This is a genomic window from Actinoplanes missouriensis 431 (genome assembly GCF_000284295.1).
Classification (GTDB): domain Bacteria; phylum Actinomycetota; class Actinomycetes; order Mycobacteriales; family Micromonosporaceae; genus Actinoplanes; species Actinoplanes missouriensis.
Genome location: NC_017093.1, coordinates 1,297,443 through 1,316,471 on the forward strand (window position 1 = coordinate 1,297,443; position 19,029 = coordinate 1,316,471).

The following is a 19,029-nucleotide window of genomic DNA, read 5'->3' on the forward strand; positions in this document are numbered from 1 at the left end:
CATACAGATGTCAGCGTCAAATCGGGTGCATGCGCCCACCCTCCGCCACGCCGGAAGCGGGTGTCAACGCAATTGCGCCTCGTCGGCGGCGGCCCGGCCGGACTCCCAGCCCTCCAGGCTGTCCACCCGGCTCCCGCGAGCGCGGACAGTCGTCGGGAAGACCTTGTTCATCGCCTCGCGCACCTGGATGTCCCGGTTACGCAGAACCGGCAGCAGGTCGCTGTGCCCGGCCATCTCCCGCTCGGCGGTCTCCCGGAGTCGCTGGCCGATTCTGATCGCGTAGGCCACCAGGAACGACCGGCGGAACGCCTTCACCCTGGCCTTGCCCTTGGCCGGCTCGTCGCGGGTCATCGCCCGGTTCGCCTGGACCAGCAGCGACGTGTAGAGCAACTCCACCGCGTCGATGTCGGCGTCGAAGCCGAAGATCGTGCTGAAGCCGAGTTCCGGAGTCCAGACGCAGCGGCAGTTGTTCGCCCGGGAGACGGCGTCGAGGAGGCTGGCCTTCTCGTTCTCGTAGGGGTGGTCGACGCCGATCCGGCGCGCGAACGGCACGACGTCCACGGCCGGCGCGGTGATCTCCTCGATCCGGTACCGGGTGATCAGCTCCTGGGCCTTCGCGCTGTACGCCTCGGCCTCGGCCGCGAAGTCGGTCGCCTCGGCCTTCGCCAGCAGCGCGCGAACGCGGTCCAGAATCCGCTGGTCGGAATGGTGCGGCACGGTGGTGAGCGGGGTACCGGGCGGGGGGATGAGGATCTCGATCGCGGGGAGTTGCCGCAGCTCGGTGAGCAGGGTCAGCTTCGCGTCGATGACGGCTATGCGGTCGGGGCGGCGGCGGTCCTGGGACAGGGGGAGGCTGTCGGCCTGGGAGCGCCAGCGCGGGTCGACCGGTGTCCGGCTTTTCTGGAAATCGCGGGAAGCTTCGGCGGCGAGGTCGGCCTGGATCGGGTTGCCGCGCCTGGCCACCGCGCGATGCAGCTCGGCCGGTTGCCAGCCGTTGCGGAACAGCCGATCGAATTCGGTCTCGAGCGTGGTCTGAAGAGCAGAGTCGACCTCGGCGGCGGGTGCGCCGGTCAGCATGTCGAGGGCCGTCTCGTGATCGAGGTTTCCGGCCCGGACGCGGTCGACGATCTCGCGGGCCGTCATGGGAGCGATGGTAGTTGCCGGGGTCCCGGTTCCCGGCCAGGACCCCGGCGCCGTGACCGCCGAGCGGCCGGACGGTCACAGGGGTGCGCGGTGCATTCGCGACAAAGGGCGTTTGCAGCGCTGCAAAGAACAGCATGCACGCTGTTCGATCCCGAGGCAAGGGCGGAGGCGGGGGAGATCGGCGGGGCCGGGATGCCGGGCCGTAGCTCAGGCATGTGATCAAGGGGTGGATGGCCGCGCTGGCCTACGGCTGGGGGTGCCGGGCCGTAGCTCCGGCATGTGATCAAGCCGGTTTGGCCTGTCTGAGCTACGGCTCGGCCGGCGGTTGCCTGCGTGGGCTACGGCTCGGCGGGCGGGTCACCTGCCTGGGCTACGGCTCGGCGGGGAGGCGTGGGCGGGGCGCGCGGGGTGGGGAGGGGCGGGGAGGGTGGTGCGGCCCTCCCCGCCCAGGGGTGGCGATCACGACTCAGACGTCGAGGTCGTTCTCGATGCTGCGCAGCCGATGGCGGGACATGGCGAGGTTCGCGCGGTCCCGCCGCAGCGCCACATAGAGGAACAACCCCTTGCCCGACCGGCTCGTGAGCGGCCGGATCATGTGGTACTGCGTGTCGAGCGTGATGAGGATGTCCTCGATCTTCTCGGAGAGGTTCAGCATCTCCATCGCGCGCAGTTTCGCGCGGACCACGTCGGTGTTGCCGGCGGCGGCGACCGTCAGGTCGAGTTCCTTGCCGCCGCCGAGTGTGCCCAGGGCCATGCCGCTGGTGTGGTCCACGAGAGCGACGCCGATGCAGCCGTCGATCTCCATGATTTCCTTGAGTGCGGTGTCCATGTCGGGCATGGGATTCGTTCCTTCAGTTGAGTTGGGTGGCTGCGGCGAGCGCCGCACCGGAATGTCAGCCCGTCGCCTGGCGGCGGCGAGACACGTTGGACAGGGTTGCCATCGGGGTCCGCCGGGCCAGCGGGGTCGGTGGGCCGGACTGTGTGGGGATCTGCGGCCGCAGCTGCGGGGCGGTCTCCAAGGCCATGATCTTGATGAGCCGGCGTACGCACCGGCGTGCCTCCAGGTGCACCATCGCGAGGTTGGCGTCGCCGGAGGTGACCACGGTGAGCAGCGCGTTCGGTCCCGCGGTGTAGGAGGTGATGTATCCGCCGTCGCACTCGACCACGGATTCCCGCAGCTCGCCGTGGTTGACCGCGTGCGCGAACCGGCGTGCCAGCGCCAGGTGCGCCGCGGCGAGCGCCGCGAGCGTGTCCGGTTCGAGGCCGTGCGAGTCGTGTGCCACGACCAGCCCGTCGGCGGTGGCCAGCACGCTGCCGGAGAGCTCGGGCACCTTGCTGCGCAGGCGGCCGAGTTCTTCGAGTACCGCCGGATCCACCGTCATCGGATCCTCGCTCCTTCGGTCGGGGGCTGTCGAGGCTGTCGGGGGGCGCGCGCGTCACCGCAGGGCCCTCAATGCGGTGCGGATGCGCTTGAGCAGGACTTCGTCGGTGCCTTGGTGCACCGGGGGGTTCTCCGCGGACGCGATCTCCTTGGGGAGCTTCGCGCCGGGTTTCCGGCGGGCCAGCCGCGGCGCCCGATTCAGCCCGGCATTGTGATCACCGGGCGGCGGCGCGGGTGGGGGGTCGGGCTCGGGCGGCGCGGCGCGGGCCGCTGCCGGCTCCGACCCATTGATCACGGGTACGGGGGGAGCGCTCACCGGCACCGGCGAAGAAGCCGGATTCCGCGCCGGAGCTGGAGCCTGCGGTGAAGCGGAGGCCTGCGGTGAAGGGGAGGCCTGCGGTGAAGCGGAGGCCTGCGGTGAAGCGGCGGCCCGCGAGGAAGCCGGGGGCGCCCGGTCGATCGGCACGGCGGCGCCCCGGGGATGGGGCAACCGGACCAGCTCCGGGGAGTCGCTCACGCGTACCCTCGGCAATTCGATCATGCCCAGCGCCGCAAGGCGCCGCAGCTCCTGGATCGTCGCGTAGCCCGCGCGCCCCAGAAGCAGGGCCAGGTCAGCAGGTGTGCGCTGGCCGTCGGCGTGCACCAGCAGCTCCCACTGCGGCGCGGTCAGCGTGATCCGTTCGCGGGGCGCCCGGGTGACCGGGATGACCGGCGCGACGTCGATCCGCGGGTTGGGGAAGATGTCGTCGAGCAGCTTGACCCGTCGGCGCACCTCGCGGCCGACCGCTGCCGCGTCGATGTGCACGATCGCGCCGAGCCAGTGCGTCGCGCCGGGCAGGAACTCGACCGAGGCGGCCGGCTGGGCCAGCACGAAGTACGCCGCGTCGTAGGTCGAGCCGAGCACGCACAGCTCCAGCTCACCCTGGGTGAGATGGCCCTGCTCGACCAGGATCCGGCCGACGCGTGCCGTGGAGGTGCCCAGGTCCAGGGCGCTCTGCCAGGTGCGCCCGGCCAGCCGCCCGGACGAGGTGAGCATCTCGCCCACCCCGGGCGCGGACGGCGACTCGGCGTAGATGATCCGGCCCTCGAAGACGTAGACCGCGCCGCCGGGCTGACCGCTCACCACCAGGGCTCCGGTCTGCCGCTCACCGGCGACCTGCGTCAGCAGGTTCCCGGGCGATGCGGTCTTCGTGGAGGCCACCGGTGTACTCCTGTTCGGATGGTCGGAGCGGTCGGGGTTACGTCGTCACCAGCTCGTCGGCGAGGCGTTGCATCTTGCGGCGGGCGACGGCGAGGTTGCCGCGAACCCGGTCGAGCCACACGTACAGCACCAGCCGGCTGTCGAACTCGGTCTGTACGAGCCGCAGGAGGTGGTAACCGCCGGCGGTGGTGATGATCAGGTCTTCGAGCAGGTCGTGCGGGACGGCCGAGACGAACAGCGAGCGGCTGTTCGCGGCCTGGACCACCTCTGCCGTGCCGGCCGCGGCGGCTTCGTGGTCCGAGTTGGGTGCGGCTCCGGTCGTGGCGACCGGAAACCCGGTGGTGTAGTCGACGATGCTGGCCCCGACAGCGCCGGGGATCGTCATGGCCTCCTGTAGACAGTGATCGACGCCGGGCACTTCACTCCTCAGCGCTTCGTCGCGTTGCCCTTTGGTGGCGTCTTGTCGATCCCCGCCGCCACCGTGGGCCATCCTCCGGTGACACTGCGGCGACAAGTCGCACGTTTTGTGCGTCATGGTCCAGTGGGTCGCCAGCGATCCGTAACCGGCGGCGTCGTCGCACGTCCGCTGCGGTGTTCTCGGCGGTCCGGCCCGCCCGGATCGCGTAACATGATCGTCACTTATCGATCTCTGGTGTTCGGGAGGCGCGATGCCCAGCCGCTGGGAGCAGGTCGTGGTGGACGCCGAGGACCCGCCCCGGCTGGCACGGTGGTGGGCCGAGGCGCTCGGCTACGTGCTGGTGAACGAGGAGCCCGGCGAGGTGGAGATCCGGCGTACCCGGCACGAGTTGCCGGGCCTGCTCTTCACCCCGGTGAGTGACCCCAAGAGAGGGAAGAACCGGCTCCACATCGACCTGCGGCCGGACGACCAGGAGGCCGAGGTGGAACGCCTGGTCGGGATGGGCGCCCGGCCGGTCGACATCGGTCAGGGCAACCCCGGCTGGGTGGTGCTGGCCGACCCCGAGGGCAACGAGTTCTGCGTGCTGGGGGCGCGACCCGCGGCATAGGGTTAGATCATGACGCCTGCGGACTCCCAGCGATGGGCGCCGGAGCCCGCCAAGGACAGCGGCTACGGGCGTACCCCGTACCAGCGGGACCGGGCGCGGGTGCTGCACTCGGCCGGGTTCCGGCGGCTCGCGGCCAAGACCCAGGTGCACACCGCGGGATCGGACGACTTCCTGCGCACCCGGCTCACCCACTCGCTCGAGGTCGCGCAGATCTCCCGGGAGATGGGCGCACGGCTCGGCTGCGACCCGGACGTGGTGGACGTGGCCGGGCTCGCCCACGACCTCGGGCACCCGCCGTTCGGGCACAACGGCGAGGCGGCGCTGGACGAGGTGGCGCGCGCCTGCGGCGGTTTCGAGGGCAACGCGCAGACGCTGCGGGTGCTGACCCGGCTCGAGGCGAAGGTGCCGGGCGCCGGCCTCAACCTGACCCGGGCCACCCTCGACGCCTGCTCCAAGTACCCGTGGTTCCGCAAGGAGGGCTACCGCAAGTTCGGCGTCTACGCCGACGACCGGCCGGTCTTCGCGTGGCTGCGCGACGGGCGCGACGACGAGCGGCGCTGCCTGGAGGCCCAGGTGATGGACTGGGCGGACGACGTGGCGTACTCCGTGCACGACGTCGAGGACGGCGTGCACGGCGGATACCTGAGCCTGGAGCCGCTGCTGCGGGACGCGGACGAGCGGGCCGCGCTGTGCCGGGACGTGGCCGCCACGTACTCGCAGGAGAGCCCGGACGAGCTGCTCGCCGCGCTGGACCAGCTGCTGGCCGACCCGGCGGTCAGCGCGGTCGCCGGGTACGACGGCGGGTACGCCGCACAGGTCGCCCTCAAACGGATGACGAGCGTGCTGACCGGCCGATTCGTGGCGTCCGCGGTCGGCGCCACGCACAGCCGGTTCGGGACCGATCCGATGCGCCGCTACGACGCCGACCTGATCGTGCCGAGGACCGTCCGGAACCAGTGCGCGCTGCTCAAGGGCATGGCGTTCCGGTACGTGATGCGGACCCGGGCGGCCGAGGACTGGTACGCCGAGCAGCGGGTCATCCTGGTCGAGCTGGTGGCGGCTCTCACCCGTACCCCGGAGAGGTTGGATCCGCTCTTCGGGCCTCTGCACGCCACGGCAACCGATGACGCCGCGGCACTGCGGGTGATCATCGATCAGGTCGCGTCGCTCACCGACCACGCCGCTGTCGCGTGGCACAAGTCCCTGGTACCGGCGCGCCGCTGACCCTGCTGGCGGGTCGGCCGTCCGGCGAGGCAGGATGTATGCCGTGGCGGGCAGGGTCAAGGACGAAGACATCGCGCTGGTCCGGGACCGCAGCTCGATCGTCGACGTGATCAGCGAGACGGTGACGTTGCGGTCGGCCGGAGGCGGCAATCTGAAGGGCCTGTGTCCCTTCCATGACGAGAAGACGCCGTCGTTCAACGTCTCTCCCGCCCGGAATGTCTATTTTTGCCACGGTTGTGGCCAGGGTGGCGACGCGATCAAGTTCCTGATGGACGCGGAGCACCTCTCGTTCATCGAGTCGGTGGAGCGGCTCGCGTCCAAGGCCGGCATCCAGCTGCGGTACGACACGGACGGTCCCGGCGTCAGCACGCCCCGGCCGCAGACCGGGCAGCGGCAGCGCCTGCTCGCGGCGCACGCGGACGCCACCGCGTTCTACCGTGACCAGCTGGGCTCGCCGGGCGCCCGCAAGGCCCGCGAGTTCCTCGCGCAGCGCGGTTTCGGGCGGGACGCCGCCGAGAAATACGGGTGCGGTTTCGCGCCGGACAGCTGGGACGCGCTCAGCAAGCACCTGCGGCTCAAGGGGTACACCGCCGAGGAGCTGACCGCGGCCGGCCTCGCCAAGCCGGCCCGCTCCGGGTCGCTGATCGACAGGTTCCGCCGCCGGCTGCTCTGGCCGATCAAGGACCTCTCCGGCGACGTGATCGGTTTCGGCGCGCGCAAGCTGTTCGACGATGACGACGGCCCGAAATACCTGAACACGCCGGAGACGCCGATCTACAAGAAGTCGCACGTCCTCTACGGCATCGACCACGCGAAACGAGAGATCGCCAAGCGTGGCCGGGCGGTGATCGTGGAGGGTTACACCGACGTGATGGCCTGCCACGAGGCCGGCGAGCCGACCGCCGTGGCGACCTGCGGCACCGCGTTCGGCCTGGACCACATCCAGGTGCTGCGACGCCTGCTGATGGACAGCGACAGCTTCACCGGCGAGATCATCTACACCTTCGACGGGGACGCGGCGGGTCAGAAAGCGGCGTTGCGGGCGTTCGAGGAGGATCAGCGCTTCGTCGGGCGTACCTTCATCGCGGTCTCTCCCGACAACATGGACCCGTGCGAGCTGCGCCTGGCCAAGGGCGACCTCGCGGTCCGCGACATGATCGCCGGCCGGGAACCGCTGGTGGACTTCGCGCTCCGGCAGACCCTCGCCAAATACGATCTCGACTCGGTCGAGGGCCGGGTCGAGGCCATGCGCCGCGCCGCCCCTCTGGTCGCCAAGATCAAAGACAGGGAGAAACGACCGGAGTACGCCCGGAAGCTCGCCGGCGATCTCGGAATGGACCTGGAGCCGGTGCAGCGCGCCGTCGCCAACGCCGCACGTTCCGCCTCCGCCGACCCGCAGCCGCAGCGTGCCGCCTCGCCCGCCGACTCGCCGCAGCGGATGGTCGAGCGTGAGGCGCTGAAGATCGCTCTGCAGGAGCCGGTGCTGGCCGGGCCGATGTTCGACGCGCTCGGCGCGGAGAACTACGCCGACCCGGTTCTGGCGTCGGTCCGCGAGGCGGTCAGTGAGGCCGGCGGCGCGCAGGCGGCCACCGGCGGCGCGGTCTGGATCGAGAAGGTCCGGGACTGCTGCGCCGACATGGGCGGCCAGATGCTGGTGAGCGAGCTCGCGGTCGAGCCGCTCTACGTCGACGGCCCGGTCGACCCGCGTTATGTCCAGGTGACCCTGGCCCGGCTGCAGGGCGCCGCGCTGGCCACCCGGATCCGGGATCTCAAGTCCAAGGTGCAACGGCTCAACCCGGTGGCGAACAAGGATCAGTACCTCGCGCTCGCCGGGGAGCTCTTCTCGCTGGAACAGCAGGCGCGTGCCCTGCGTGATCAGGCGGCAGGTGGATTGTGAAGCTCTTCCGACGACGTCCCCGGTTGCCTGCCGATGCGCGGCCGCCGCTCGATCCGGCCGAGCGGGTGGTGGCCTGGTGCCCGGTTTCGCCGGCGGACTCCGGTGTGCTGGTGGCGACCAATCACGGGATCTGGCTGCCCGGTGCGGCGCAGCGGCTCGGCTGGCACGAGATCCACAAGGTGGCCTGGTCGGGGCGCGAGCTGCGGATCATCCCGGCGGTCGTGGAGTCGGTGCGGGAGGGCTACACCGTCCTCGCGGACGGTCCTGCCGTCACGTTCCTGCTGCTGGAGCCGGGTGAGGTGCCCGATCAGGTGCGGGCCCGGGTGACCCGGTCGGTGGCGTACACGACGCATCACCCGCTGCCGGAGGGCGCGGTCCGGGTGGTCGGGCGCCGGATCAGCGGGCGCGACGGGCTCTCCTGGGCGGTGCGGTACGACGTGGGTACGCCGGTCGAGCACGACGAGGTGATCACGGCGACCGATGAGCTGGTCGGCGCGGCCCGGGAAACTGTCGCACCCCCGCTCTAGGGTCCAGGGTGTGTCTTCCCTCATTCACGCGCGCGGTCTGATCAAGCGGTTCGAGTCGTTCACGGCGGTCGACGGCATCGACGTCGACGTGCAGGCGGGGGAGGCCTTCGGCTTCCTCGGGCCGAACGGCGCGGGCAAGAGTTCGACCATGCGCATGATCGGCTGTGTCTCCCCACCGACCGAGGGCGAGCTGCGAATACTCGGGATGGACCCGCGGCGCGACGGCCCGGCCATCCGCGCCCGGCTCGGCGTCTGCCCCCAGCTGGACAACCTGGACATCGAGCTCACCGTCCGGGAGAACCTGACCACCTACGCCCGGTTCTTCGGCATCCCGCGCAGGGTGGCCCGCGCCCGTGCCGACGAGCTGCTCGAGTTCGTCCAGCTCAGCGAGCGGGCCGACAGCAAGGTCGAGCCGCTCTCCGGCGGGATGAAACGGCGGCTCACCATCGCCCGGGCGCTCGTCAACGAGCCCGACCTGGTGCTGCTCGACGAGCCCACCACGGGTCTCGACCCGCAGGCCCGGCACCTGGTCTGGGAGCGGCTGTTCCGGCTCAAGCAGCAGGGCGTGACGCTCGTGCTGACCACCCATTACATGGACGAGGCCGAGCAGCTCTGCGACCGGCTCGTGGTGATGGACGGCGGCCGGATCGTGGCCGAGGGCTCGCCGCGCGCCCTGATCGAGCAGTACTCGACACGTGAGGTGGTCGAGCTCCGCTTCCCGGCCGAGGACCAGGGGACCTATGCCGGCAAGCTGGCCGGCATCGCCGACCGGATCGAGGTGCTGCCGGACCGCGTCCTGCTCTACGTGTCCGACGGCGACGACGCCCTCGCCGAGGTGCACCGGCGCTCCCTGAGCCCGGCCAGCGCCCTGGTCCGGCGCAGCAGCCTGGAGGACGTGTTCCTGCACCTCACCGGCCGGACCCTGGTGGACTGAGATGACCCACGTCTTCGAGTACCACCTGGTCAACTACCGGCGCACCTGGCGCTCCAGCGCGCTCTCCACCCTGCTGCTGCCTCTGCTCACCATGGTCGGTTTCGGTCTGGGCGTCGGGGGTTACGTGCAGGGCGGCATCGCCGGCGTGCCGTACCTGGACTGGATGGTCCCCGGTCTGATCGCCTCCACCGCGATGCAGGCCGCGATCGGCGAGTCCACCTGGCCGGTGCTGAGCTACTTCGAGTGGCTCAAGGTCTATTTCGCGCAGGCCGCCGCGCCGCTGCGGGTCGCCGACATCCTCGGCGGTCACCTGGCCTTCATGATGTTCCGGGTGCTGCTGAGCGTCACCGCGTTCGTGCTGATCGCGGCGCTTTTCGGCACACTGCACTCGGTGTGGGCGCTCGCCGTGCTGCCGATCTCGGTGCTCACCGGGCTGGCCGTGGCCGCGCCGGTCACCGCGTACAGCGCCTCGGTCAGCAGCGACAGCTACCTGGCGATCCTGGTGCGGTTCGCGGTGCTGCCGATGTCGCTCTTCTCCGGGGTGTTCTTTCCGCTCGACTCGCTGCACCCGGTGCTGCGCGCGGTGGCGTGGGCGCTGCCCCTCTCGCACGGCGTCGACCTGAGCCGGACGGCCACGCTCGGCCTCGGCGTCGGCTGGGCTGACCTCGGGCAGGTGCTCTACCTGCTGCTCTGGTGCGCGGTCGGCTGGTTCCTCGCGCTGCGCCGCTTCGGCCGCCGGCTGGTGGTGTGACGTGCTGACTCTGAAACTCGCCTCGGTCCGGGCGGCGGGCCGGCGGTCCAGCTCGGTGGCGGCCCGCAACGTGGCGGCGCTCGGCTCGGCGTACTGGCTGGTCATGCTCGGTGGCTTCCTCGAACCGGTGCTCTACCTCTTCTCGATCGGCATCGGGGTGGGCCGGCTGATCGGCGACATCACCCTGCCCGGCGGCGAGGTGGTGGGCTACGCCGTGTTCGTGGCGCCGGCCATGCTCGCGTCGTCGGCGATGAGCGGGGCGCTCTCCGAGACCACGTTCAACTTCTTCGGCAAGATGAAATTCATGCGGCTGTACGACGGGATGCTCGCCACGCCGATCAGGCCCATCGAGATCGCGTTCGGTGAGCTGGCGTGGGCGATGATCCGCGGCAACATCTACTCCGCCGTGTTCCTCGTCATCATGGTCGCGATGGACCTGACCACGCCGCTCCAGGCCCTCGCCGCCTTCCCCGCCACCGTGCTGACCGGCTTCGCCTTCGGCGCGGCCGGCATGGCCACGGCCACCCTGATCCGCAGCTGGCAGGACTTCGACCTGATCGGTTCGGCCCAGTTCGCGCTCTTCCTCTTCTCCGGGACGTTCGTGCCCGCCACGGCGTACCCGGAGGTGGTGCGCTGGATGGTGGAGGTGTCGCCGCTGTACCGAGCGGTGGACCTGGTCCGCGGCGTGACCACGGGAACGGTGGGGTGGGTGCAGGTGGTGGACGTGCTCTATCTGGTGGCGCTGACGGCGGTGTGTTTGATGATCGCGGGCCGCCGGATGAGCAAGCTCCTCTGCAAGTAGCCGCAGCCGCAGCACGACGCGGCACGACGCGACGCGGCACGGCGCGACGTGGCACGGCCTGAACGAGCGACGGCGCCGCCGGCTGAGCCGGCGGCGCCGTGACTGCGTGAGAGGTGGTGTCAGCCCTGGCTCAAGCCTTGCTCACTGCCCTTCTTCAGCTTCCGGTCGTCGCGGAGCTGGAGGAACGGCTCATCGTCCGGGGAGTGGCCCGCCGCGATCGCCCGCCCGCGCTCCAACTCGGCGTCGAGCTCGGCGCCCAGCAGGATCGCGATGTTGGAGATCCAGAGCCAGACCAGGAAGGCGATGACGCCGCCGAGGGTGCCGTACGTGGCGTTGTAGTTCGCGAAGTTCGCCAGGTAGATGGCGAACGCGGCGGAGGCGACCACCCAGAGGAGCACCGCGAAGATGCCGCCCGGGCTGACCCACCGGAAACCGCCGGTCTTGGCGTTCGGCGACGCCCAGTACAGGACCGCGAACATCAGGCTGACCAGCGCGATCAGAACCGGCCACTTGGCGATGTTCCAGGTGGTGACGGCGACTTCGCCGAGGCCGATCTTGTCGCCGACCACCTGGGCCAGGTCGCCGGTGAAGATGACGATCGCGGCGGAGGCGATCAGCATGACGCCGACCAGGGCGGTCACGCCGACCCGGATCGGCAGGGTCTTCCAGATCGGCCGGCCCTCGGGCACGTCGTAGATCGCGTTCGAGGCGCGCATGAACGCCGCGATGTAGCCGGACGCCGACCAGAAGGCGACGACGATACCGATGATCGCGGCGAGCCCGGCCTTGCCGGTGCCCTGCACCTGGCCGAGGACGGTGTCCACCAGGTCCCGGAGCTGCTGGTTGGGCGCGAGCTCGTCGACCGCGTCGGTCACCGCCTTCTGACCGTCCGAGCCGAGCAGGCCGAGCAGCGAGACGATCACCAGCAGGCCGGGGAAGATCGACAGAACCCCGTAGTACGTGAGCGCCGCTGCCCAGTCCGAGACGTTGTCCTCGGAGAACTGCTTGAACGTCCGCTTCACCGCGGCGAACATCCCTTTCGGGCGGAGCTTGGTGGGCCCGTCCGGGCCCGCGTCCGGTCCGGGTGCGGAGAGATCGGGGGTACGGTCCTCGGCGGTCCTCGTGGTGGCGGCGGCCGCTGTGTCGTAGTCGGCGGCGCCCTGCAAGCGCGCGTCGTCAGCGTGGCGGTCGGTGGACTGCTCGTCATGGTTGGGGCGAAGTTTCATCGAGGACCTCCTCCGGGCGTAACGGGCTGCGCGTGGTCGTTCCGTCGGTCGCTCACCCCGCTGCGACGTGCGAAGACGGCCTTGTTCGCACAGTTCCCCGTCCTAGCCGCCCCTAACCCGGAGGATCCGGGCGCGTCGTGCCAATGACGCGTCACCCCGGTCATTGTCACTTGTCGATCACGAAGCCCGACTTTCGCCAGGATTTGCAAAAGTTTCTGTTGATCAAGAAAAAGGTATGGCTCGATGTGGCGGAACCGCCTTAGTGTGACCCGCGTAACACGGCGTTAACGAACGCCCCTTTCCGGAGGTGTACGTGTTCCTGCCCGCGGCTCCCCACGTCCGGCTCCTGCGCCTGCTCCGCGACCAGGGCCCGGTGTCCCGCGCCGAGCTCGGCGACCGCCTGGAGCTGAGCCGTCCGCGCCTGCTCGCCGAGGTCGAGCGCCTGGTCGCCGCCGAGCTGATCGTCGAGGCCGGGATGGCGGCGTCCCGGGGCGGACGCCGGTCCACGCTCGTCGAGCTGGACCCCCGGCTCCGTTTCGCCGCGGTCGACCTGGGCGCCACCTCGATCGACGTGGAGCTGACGAACGGGCGGCTGGAGCCGATCGCGGCGTACCGGGAACCGGCCGACATCCGCTCCGGCCCCCGCGCCACCCTGCAGCGGGTCAACGACCTGCTGGCGAAGGCGCGGATCGACGGCGTCTACGACCGGCTGAACGGGGTGGGCATCGGCGTGCCGGGCCCGGTGAGCTTCCGGGACGGGGTGCCGGTCTCCCCGCCGATCATGCCGGGTTGGGACCGCTATCCGGTGCGCGAGCTGCTGACCAGGGAGTACGGCTGCCCCGCAGTGGTCGACAACGACGTGAACATCATGGCGATCGGTGAGCGGCACGGCGGGGTCGCGCACTCCGTCGACGACTTCCTGTTCGTCAAGATCGGTACGGGTGTCGGCTGTGGCATCCACCTGGCCGGTGGCGTCTTCCGCGGGGTGGACGGCTGCGCCGGCGACATCGGGCACATCCAGGTCGAGGCGCACGGTCCGGCCTGCTCGTGCGGCAACACCGGCTGCCTGGAGGCGCTGTTCGGCGGCGCCGCGCTGGCCCGCGACGCGATGGCGGCGGCGCGCTCCGGCGAGTCCCCGGCGCTCGCCGCCCGTCTCGGCTCGTCCACGACGACGACGCTGACCGCCCGGGACGTCGCCGACGGCGCCGCCGAGGGGGACATCACCTGCATCCGGTTGATCCGCGACGGGGGGCGCCGGGTCGGCAGCGTGCTGGCGACGCTCGTCTCGTTCGCCAATCCGTCGATGATCGTCATCGGGGGTGGGTTGGCGAACCTCGGCCATGTGCTGCTCGCCGAGATCCGCAGCGTGGTCTACCGCCGGTCGCTGCCGCTGGCGACAGGCAACCTTCCCGTGGTCCTCTCCGAGCTGGGCAGCCGAGCCGGTGTCACCGGCGCCGCCGTGCTGGCCAGCGACGCCGTCTTCGAGCAGGCATCATGACGAACCCAGAGGAATTCCGCCCGACAGGCGAAAAATCGGGAATGTCCGAAGAGGCGGCCGGCGGCGCAGCGAGGGCGGGCGAGGTCGCGGCGGCGGGGGACGTGACGGCTGTGCCAGGGGCGGCGGGGGATCCGGCGGCCCGGGCGGGGGATGAGCCCGAGCGGCCCGTGGTTCTGCGGCTTGCCGATGTGGTCAAGGTGTTCCCCGGGGTGCGGGCCCTCGACGGCGTGCAGCTGGAGGTCCGGGCCGGCGAGGTGCACTGCCTGCTCGGCCAGAATGGCGCCGGTAAATCCACCCTGATCAAGGTCCTGGCCGGCGTCCACCACGCCGACGCCGGGGAGATCACCTGGCAGGGGGAGCCGTTCGCGCCGGCGACGCCGCAGGCCGCCATGCGGGCCGGGATCGCCACGATCTATCAGGAGCTGGACCTCGTCGACGACCTGTCGGTGGCGGAGAACGCCTTCCTCGGGCACGAGCCGAGCCGGCTCGGGTTCACCAGGCGACGGGTCTCGGCGTACAAGACGAAGGAGATCCTGGCTCGTCTCGGTCATGCCGAGATCACGCCGCGACGGATGGTGCGGACCCTGCCGGCGGCGGCCAAGCAGGTGGTCAGCATGGCGCGGGCGCTGTCGCACGACGCCCGCCTGATCGTGATGGACGAGCCGAGCGCGGTGCTCGCCCACGACGAGGTGGACAACCTGTTCCGGATCATCCGGGAGCTGACGTCGCAGGGGATCGCGGTCATCTACATCTCGCACCGGCTCGACGAGATCCGGGAGATCGGCGACCGGGTGACGGTACTGAAGGACGGCCGGACCACCGCGGCGAACCTGCCGGCGCGCACCACGCCGACCCGGGAGCTGGTCGGGCGGATGACGGGACGATCCATCGAGTACGTCTTCCCGCCCGTCACCGGCACGCCGGGGGAGACCCCGCTGCTGGTCGTCGACAACCTGACCCGGTCCGGTGAGTTCGCCGAGGCGAGCCTCACGGTCCGGCCCGGCGAGATCGTGGGGATCGCCGGGCTCGTCGGCTCCGGCCGCTCCGAGCTGCTGGAGACGATCTACGGCGCCCGCCGGGCGGAGTCCGGCACGGTGACCGTCGACGGCGCGCCGGTGCGCGGGGTGGGCGCCGCGGTCCGGGCCGGCATGGGTATGGCGCCGGAGGAGCGCAAGAGCCAGGCGCTGCTGCTGGACGAGCCGGTCTTCAAGAACATGACGCTCGCCTCGTTCGCCCGGTTCGCGAAGGTGGGTTTCACCGACGCGGGTGGCGAGCGAGCGGCGGCCGAGCGGACCGCGGATCAGCTGGAGTTGCGCCCGCGGGACGTGGTCCGGCCGGTTCGGACGCTCTCCGGCGGCAACCAGCAGAAGGTCGTGGTGGGCCGCTGGCTGCTCGGCGGCACCCGGCTGCTGCTGCTCGACGAGCCGACCCGGGGCGTGGACGTGGGCGCCCGGGCCGAGCTCTACCAGGTGATCCGGGACCTCGCGGCGAACGGCGTGGGTGTGCTGCTGGTCTCCAGCGAGGTGCCGGAGGTGCTCGGTCTCGCCGACCGGGTGCTGGTGATGCGGGAGGGCCGGCTGATCCACGAGGCGCCGGCCGGCGAGATCGACGAAGACACCGTTCTCAACCTCGTGATGGCGGGGTCGCTTCTGGAAGGTGAGCCGGCATGACCACCACGGAGACCGCACATGTCGAGAAGCGTGCCGGCCGTGAGCGCCGCCGTCTCGACGAGGGCACGATACGCAACCTCGGCCTGCTCGGCGTCCTGGTGATCCTGGTGATCATCGGGATCATCACGAGGCCGGAGCTGTACAGCGACCCGGCCTGGGTGCGGAACAACGTCCTGACGATCCTGCAGCAGGCGTCCGCGATCGGCGTGGTGACGGTCGGGATGACCTTCGTGATCATCGGGGGCGGCATCGACCTGTCGGTCGGGGCGATCATCGCGCTCGCGGCGGTCTGGAGCACGACCGTCGCGACTCAGAGCTTCGGCGCCGGCGGCATGATCTTCACGGCTCTCGCGGTCGGAGTGGGCGTCGGGCTGGTCAACGGCGTGCTCATCGCGTACGGGAAATTGGTTCCCTTCATCGCCACACTCGCCATGCTGGTGGCGGCGCGCGGCCTCGCCGCGCAGATCTCCGGCAAGCAGACGCAGATCTCCGAGAGCTCGGTGATCAACAGCATCGCCACCACCAAGATCCTCGGCATCCCGCTGCTCGTGATCATCCTGGGTGTCGTGGTGGCGGCCGGCTGGGTGCTGCTGAACCGCACGACGTTCGGCCGCCGCACGGTCGCGGTCGGCGGCAATCCCGAGGCGGCCCGGCTGGCCGGCATCAACGTGAAGCGGCAGACCCTGCTGCTCTACGTGCTCTCCGGTCTCTGCTGCGGCATCGCCGCGATCATGCTGACGTCGCAGGCGACGAGCGCGCAGGCCGCGATGGCGAACCTGTACGAACTGGACGCGATCGCCGCGGCCATCATCGGCGGCACGCTGCTCAGCGGCGGCCGGGGCACCATCATCGGCGCTCTCTTCGGAGTGCTGGTCTTCTCCACGATCACGAACCTGTTCGCGATCAACAACCTCCCCACCGAGGTCCAGAACATGGTCAAGGGCGCCATCATCGTGGCCGCCGTCTTGGTCCAGCAGTTCCGATTCTCCGCGCTCACGCAGATGTTCAAAAAATGAGAAAAGACGGGAGCAATAATGTCCTCATTGTCCCGTAGGCGCGTTCTGTTCGGCGGCGCTGCCGTCGGCGCCGGCGCCCTGCTGACCGCCTGCACCAGCAACGACACTTCCAACAACGCCCAGGTCAACACGAACAGCGGCAACGAGAACGCCGCTCCCGGCGAGAAGGTGGTCATCGGCTTCACCGCCCCGGCCGCCGACCACGGCTGGATCGCCGCGATCACCAACAACGCCAAGGCCCAGGCCCAGCAGTACGAAGACGTCGAGCTCAAGGTCACCGAGGCCGGCTCGGACGCGGCGGCCCAGCGGGCGGCCATCTCCACGATGATCGCCGAGAAGCCGACGATCATCGTGATGCTGCCGCACGACGGCAAGGAGCTGAACGCGGCGGCCGAGGAGGCCATGCGGGCCGGCATCCCGGTGGTCAACCTGGACCGTGCGTTCCCGTCCCAGGACGCCTACCGGCTGCAGATCAAGGGTGACAACTACGGGATGGGGCTGGCCGCCGGGGCGTACATCGGCGAGCAGCTCAAGACCAAGGGCGTCAGCAACCCGATCATCGGGGAGATACCCGGCATCGACTCCCTCGAGCTCACCCAGGAGCGGACGAAGGGCTTCAACGACGCGCTCGCCGTCTACGGCTTCAAGGTCGCCAACCGCCGGCCCGCCGACTTCACGATCGACGGCGGCCAGAAGGCCGCGACCGATCTGCTCCAGGCGCTGCCCCGGATGGACGCGGTCTGGAACCACGACGACGACCAGGGCGTCGGCGTGCTCGCGGCGATCCAGCAGGCGAACCGCAACGAGTTCTTCATGGTCGGCGGCGCCGGGGCCAAGTCCGCGATCGATCACATCGCGGCGGACGACTCGGTGCTCAAGGCGACGGTCACCTACAGCCCGTCGATGGCCTCCTCGGCCATCTCGCTGGCCCGGCTGATCGCCCAGGGCAAGGGCATGGCCGACCTGGTGGAGCTGCAGGTGCCCAAGGAGATCACGCTCGCTTCCGAGACGATCACCAAGGAGAACGCCGCGCAGTACGCCAAGCTGGGATTCTGATCACGGAACAAGGGGGCGACATGTATCCGGACCTGCGAGTCGGCATGGTCGGTTACGCGTTCATGGGGGCCGCGCACTCGCAGGCCTGGCGCACCGTCAACCACGCTTTCGACCTGCCGTTGCAGGCCCGGATGTCGGTGGTGTGCGGCCGCTCAGCCGACCAGGTGGCGCACGCCGCCACGCGGCTGGGCTGGGCCGGGCACACCACCGACTGGCGGTCGCTGGTGGAGAGCGACGAGATCGACCTGATCGACATCTGCACGCCGGGTGACACCCACGCCGAGATCGCGCTTGCCGCGCTCGCCGCGGGCAAACACGTCCTCTGCGAGAAACCCTTGGCCAATTCGGTGGCCGAGGCGCGGGAGATGGCCGCGGCCGCGGCCCAGGCCCAATCCCATGGGGTACGGGCGATGTGCGGCTTCAACTATCGGCGGGTGCCGGCCGTCGCGTTGATGCGGGATCTGGTGGCGCGGGGACGGATCGGAGCGATCCGGCACGTCCGTGCCACCTATCTCCAGGATTGGATCGTCGACCCGGAGTTCCCACTGGTCTGGCGCCTGCGCAAGGAGATCGCCGGGTCCGGGGCACTGGGTGACATCGGCGCGCACATCGTCGACCTGACCCAGTTCGTCACCGGCCAGTCGATCACCACGGTGTCGGCGCTGACCGAGACGTTCGTCCGGTCCCGGCCGCTGCCCTCGGAGTCGGCCGGGCTGGCCGCCTCCGCCAACGGGACCGTGCTCGGGGACGTGACGGTCGACGACGCCGCCCTCTTCCTGGCCCGGCTGGACGGGGGAGCGGTCGCCACGTACGAGGCGACCCGGTTCGCGACCGGCCGCAAGAACGCGTTGCGGGTCGAGCTCAACGGTGCGCTCGGCTCGCTCGCTTTCGACTTCGAGCGGATGAACGAGCTGGAGTTCTACGACGCCACCGGGCCGGGTGCCGAACAGGGGTTCACCCGCATCCTGGTGACCGAACCAGATCACCCGTATGTGGCGGCCTGGTGGCCGCCGGGACACGGGCTCGGGTACGAGCACTCGTTCACCCACGAGGTCCGGGACCTGATCGAGGACATCGCGGCCGGTCGTGACCCGGCCCCGTCGTTCGCCGACGCGCTGCAGGTGCAGCTGGTGCTCGACGCCGTGGAGCAGTCCGCGGCCTCCGGTGCCTGGACCGACGTGGAGACGGTGCTGGAGCCCGCCTGACGCTGAGGAATCAGGAATCGTCCCGCCGCGGCCGGCGAGGGACGGCGTGGTTGCGCCCCGCGCCGGCCGGTCGTGGCGGGTGGTGCGGATGCACGGATCTCCGTGCATCCGCACCGGCGTGTGGCAAGTGCATGTCCATTTGTTCACCATCTGAACAAGGTGGGGGTCGGAACCCGCCGTTCTCCGTGTGACAGCGAAAGCTACTCGCTGGTCACCCCCGTCACGCACATTGTTGTCAATCGATGTGCGTGTGCTTTTCCGATCATGTTGTGGCCGGTCAGCTAGTCGCACGGCCGGTGCGCCGATGATCCGCTATGCGACGCACGCTCGTATCCGAGGACATGCATTCCACGGATGGAGGCGGCGATGACAGTCCGGCGGCGGGGCAGCGGTCGATCGGAGACAGGTCCCCGGATGGTCCATACTGGAGGCGTTAGCACGAGCGGATGCACGTGCACCTGCACGGGAGAGCT

Annotated in this window: 18 protein-coding genes; 12 read left to right on the plus strand and 6 right to left on the minus strand. The window is 70.3% G+C overall.

Translation table 11 applies throughout. From position 1 onward, the window contains the following. Window positions 1-63: 63 nt before the first annotated feature. The 5 genes from AMIS_RS06135 to AMIS_RS06155 form a co-directional block, all read right to left on the minus strand. The gene (locus AMIS_RS06135; protein ID WP_014441334.1) at window positions 64-1,143 is read right to left on the minus strand and encodes a DUF2786 domain-containing protein; all 1,080 of its coding nucleotides are present in this window, start codon (window positions 1,141-1,143) and stop codon (window positions 64-66) included. A 466-nt stretch (window positions 1,144-1,609) separates the two neighbouring features. After that, window positions 1,610-1,981, minus strand: coding sequence for a hypothetical protein (locus AMIS_RS06140; protein ID WP_014441335.1), 372 nt, complete (start codon window positions 1,979-1,981; stop codon window positions 1,610-1,612). 55 nt (window positions 1,982-2,036) lie between these two features. Beyond that, on the minus strand, window positions 2,037-2,525 hold the full coding sequence (locus AMIS_RS06145; RefSeq protein ID WP_014441336.1) for a roadblock/LC7 domain-containing protein: 489 nt from the start codon (window positions 2,523-2,525) through the stop codon (window positions 2,037-2,039). Between the two features lie 54 nt (window positions 2,526-2,579). Beyond that, window positions 2,580-3,725: a DUF4388 domain-containing protein gene (locus AMIS_RS06150; protein ID WP_014441337.1), complete on the minus strand. Its 1,146-nt coding sequence runs from the start codon at window positions 3,723-3,725 to the stop codon at window positions 2,580-2,582. 37 nt (window positions 3,726-3,762) lie between these two features. Next, entirely contained in the window at window positions 3,763-4,110 is a 348-nt protein-coding gene (locus tag AMIS_RS06155) for a roadblock/LC7 domain-containing protein (protein ID WP_231859244.1), read from the minus strand. Between the two features lie 283 nt (window positions 4,111-4,393). On the opposite strand from AMIS_RS06155, the gene AMIS_RS06160 reads away from it, so the two are divergent. Genes AMIS_RS06160 through AMIS_RS06190 form a run of 7 tightly spaced genes read left to right on the plus strand, consistent with a single transcriptional unit; the run spans window position 4,394 to window position 10,885 of the window. Further along, window positions 4,394-4,750 (plus strand): VOC family protein, encoded by a 357-nt coding sequence (locus AMIS_RS06160; protein WP_014441339.1) that lies wholly within the window; start codon window positions 4,394-4,396, stop codon window positions 4,748-4,750. Between the two features lie 9 nt (window positions 4,751-4,759). Beyond that, on the plus strand, window positions 4,760-5,974 hold the full coding sequence (locus AMIS_RS06165) for a deoxyguanosinetriphosphate triphosphohydrolase (protein WP_014441340.1): 1,215 nt from the start codon (window positions 4,760-4,762) through the stop codon (window positions 5,972-5,974). Window positions 5,975-6,008: 34 nt separating this feature from the next. Continuing rightward, window positions 6,009-7,871 carry a DNA primase gene (gene dnaG, locus AMIS_RS06170; RefSeq protein WP_014441341.1) on the plus strand — a complete coding sequence of 621 codons (1,863 nt, stop codon included), beginning with the start codon at window positions 6,009-6,011 and terminating at the stop codon, window positions 7,869-7,871. Then, window positions 7,868-8,398, plus strand: a complete 531-nt coding sequence (locus AMIS_RS06175; protein ID WP_014441342.1) for a hypothetical protein — start codon at window positions 7,868-7,870, stop codon at window positions 8,396-8,398. The genes dnaG and AMIS_RS06175 overlap by 4 nt, the downstream gene beginning before the upstream one ends. Window positions 8,399-8,408: 10 nt before the next feature. Then, a complete protein-coding gene (locus AMIS_RS06180) occupies window positions 8,409-9,332 on the plus strand; it encodes an ABC transporter ATP-binding protein (protein WP_014441343.1) in 924 nt (307 codons plus the stop codon). Between the two features lies 1 nt (window position 9,333). Further along, window positions 9,334-10,083, plus strand: coding sequence for an ABC transporter permease (locus AMIS_RS06185; protein ID WP_014441344.1), 750 nt, complete (start codon window positions 9,334-9,336; stop codon window positions 10,081-10,083). A gap of 1 nt (window position 10,084) precedes the next feature. After that, a complete protein-coding gene (locus AMIS_RS06190; RefSeq protein WP_014441345.1) occupies window positions 10,085-10,885 on the plus strand; it encodes an ABC transporter permease in 801 nt (266 codons plus the stop codon). A gap of 119 nt (window positions 10,886-11,004) precedes the next feature. On the opposite strand, the gene AMIS_RS06195 is transcribed toward AMIS_RS06190, so the two are convergent. Then, window positions 11,005-12,111 carry a YihY/virulence factor BrkB family protein gene (locus AMIS_RS06195; protein WP_014441346.1) on the minus strand — a complete coding sequence of 369 codons (1,107 nt, stop codon included), beginning with the start codon at window positions 12,109-12,111 and terminating at the stop codon, window positions 11,005-11,007. 307 nt (window positions 12,112-12,418) lie between these two features. Here AMIS_RS06195 and AMIS_RS06200 point away from each other — a divergent pair, with 307 nt between their 5' ends. The 5 genes from AMIS_RS06200 to AMIS_RS06220 all read left to right on the plus strand — a co-directional run bounded on the left by AMIS_RS06200 (window position 12,419) and on the right by AMIS_RS06220 (window position 18,556). Then, complete coding sequence (locus AMIS_RS06200; RefSeq protein ID WP_014441347.1) at window positions 12,419-13,609, plus strand: ROK family transcriptional regulator; 1,191 nt, start codon at window positions 12,419-12,421, stop codon at window positions 13,607-13,609. 167 nt (window positions 13,610-13,776) lie between these two features. Next, entirely contained in the window at window positions 13,777-15,279 is a 1,503-nt protein-coding gene (locus AMIS_RS06205) for a sugar ABC transporter ATP-binding protein (protein WP_014441348.1), read from the plus strand. Beyond that, the gene (locus AMIS_RS06210; RefSeq protein WP_014441349.1) at window positions 15,276-16,295 is read left to right on the plus strand and encodes an ABC transporter permease; all 1,020 of its coding nucleotides are present in this window, start codon (window positions 15,276-15,278) and stop codon (window positions 16,293-16,295) included. The genes AMIS_RS06205 and AMIS_RS06210 overlap by 4 nt, the downstream gene beginning before the upstream one ends. Before the next feature lie 18 nt (window positions 16,296-16,313). After that, window positions 16,314-17,351, plus strand: a complete 1,038-nt coding sequence (locus AMIS_RS06215) for a substrate-binding domain-containing protein (protein ID WP_014441350.1) — start codon at window positions 16,314-16,316, stop codon at window positions 17,349-17,351. A gap of 20 nt (window positions 17,352-17,371) precedes the next feature. Further along, complete coding sequence (locus AMIS_RS06220; protein WP_014441351.1) at window positions 17,372-18,556, plus strand: Gfo/Idh/MocA family protein; 1,185 nt, start codon at window positions 17,372-17,374, stop codon at window positions 18,554-18,556. Window positions 18,557-19,029 lie beyond the last annotated feature (473 nt).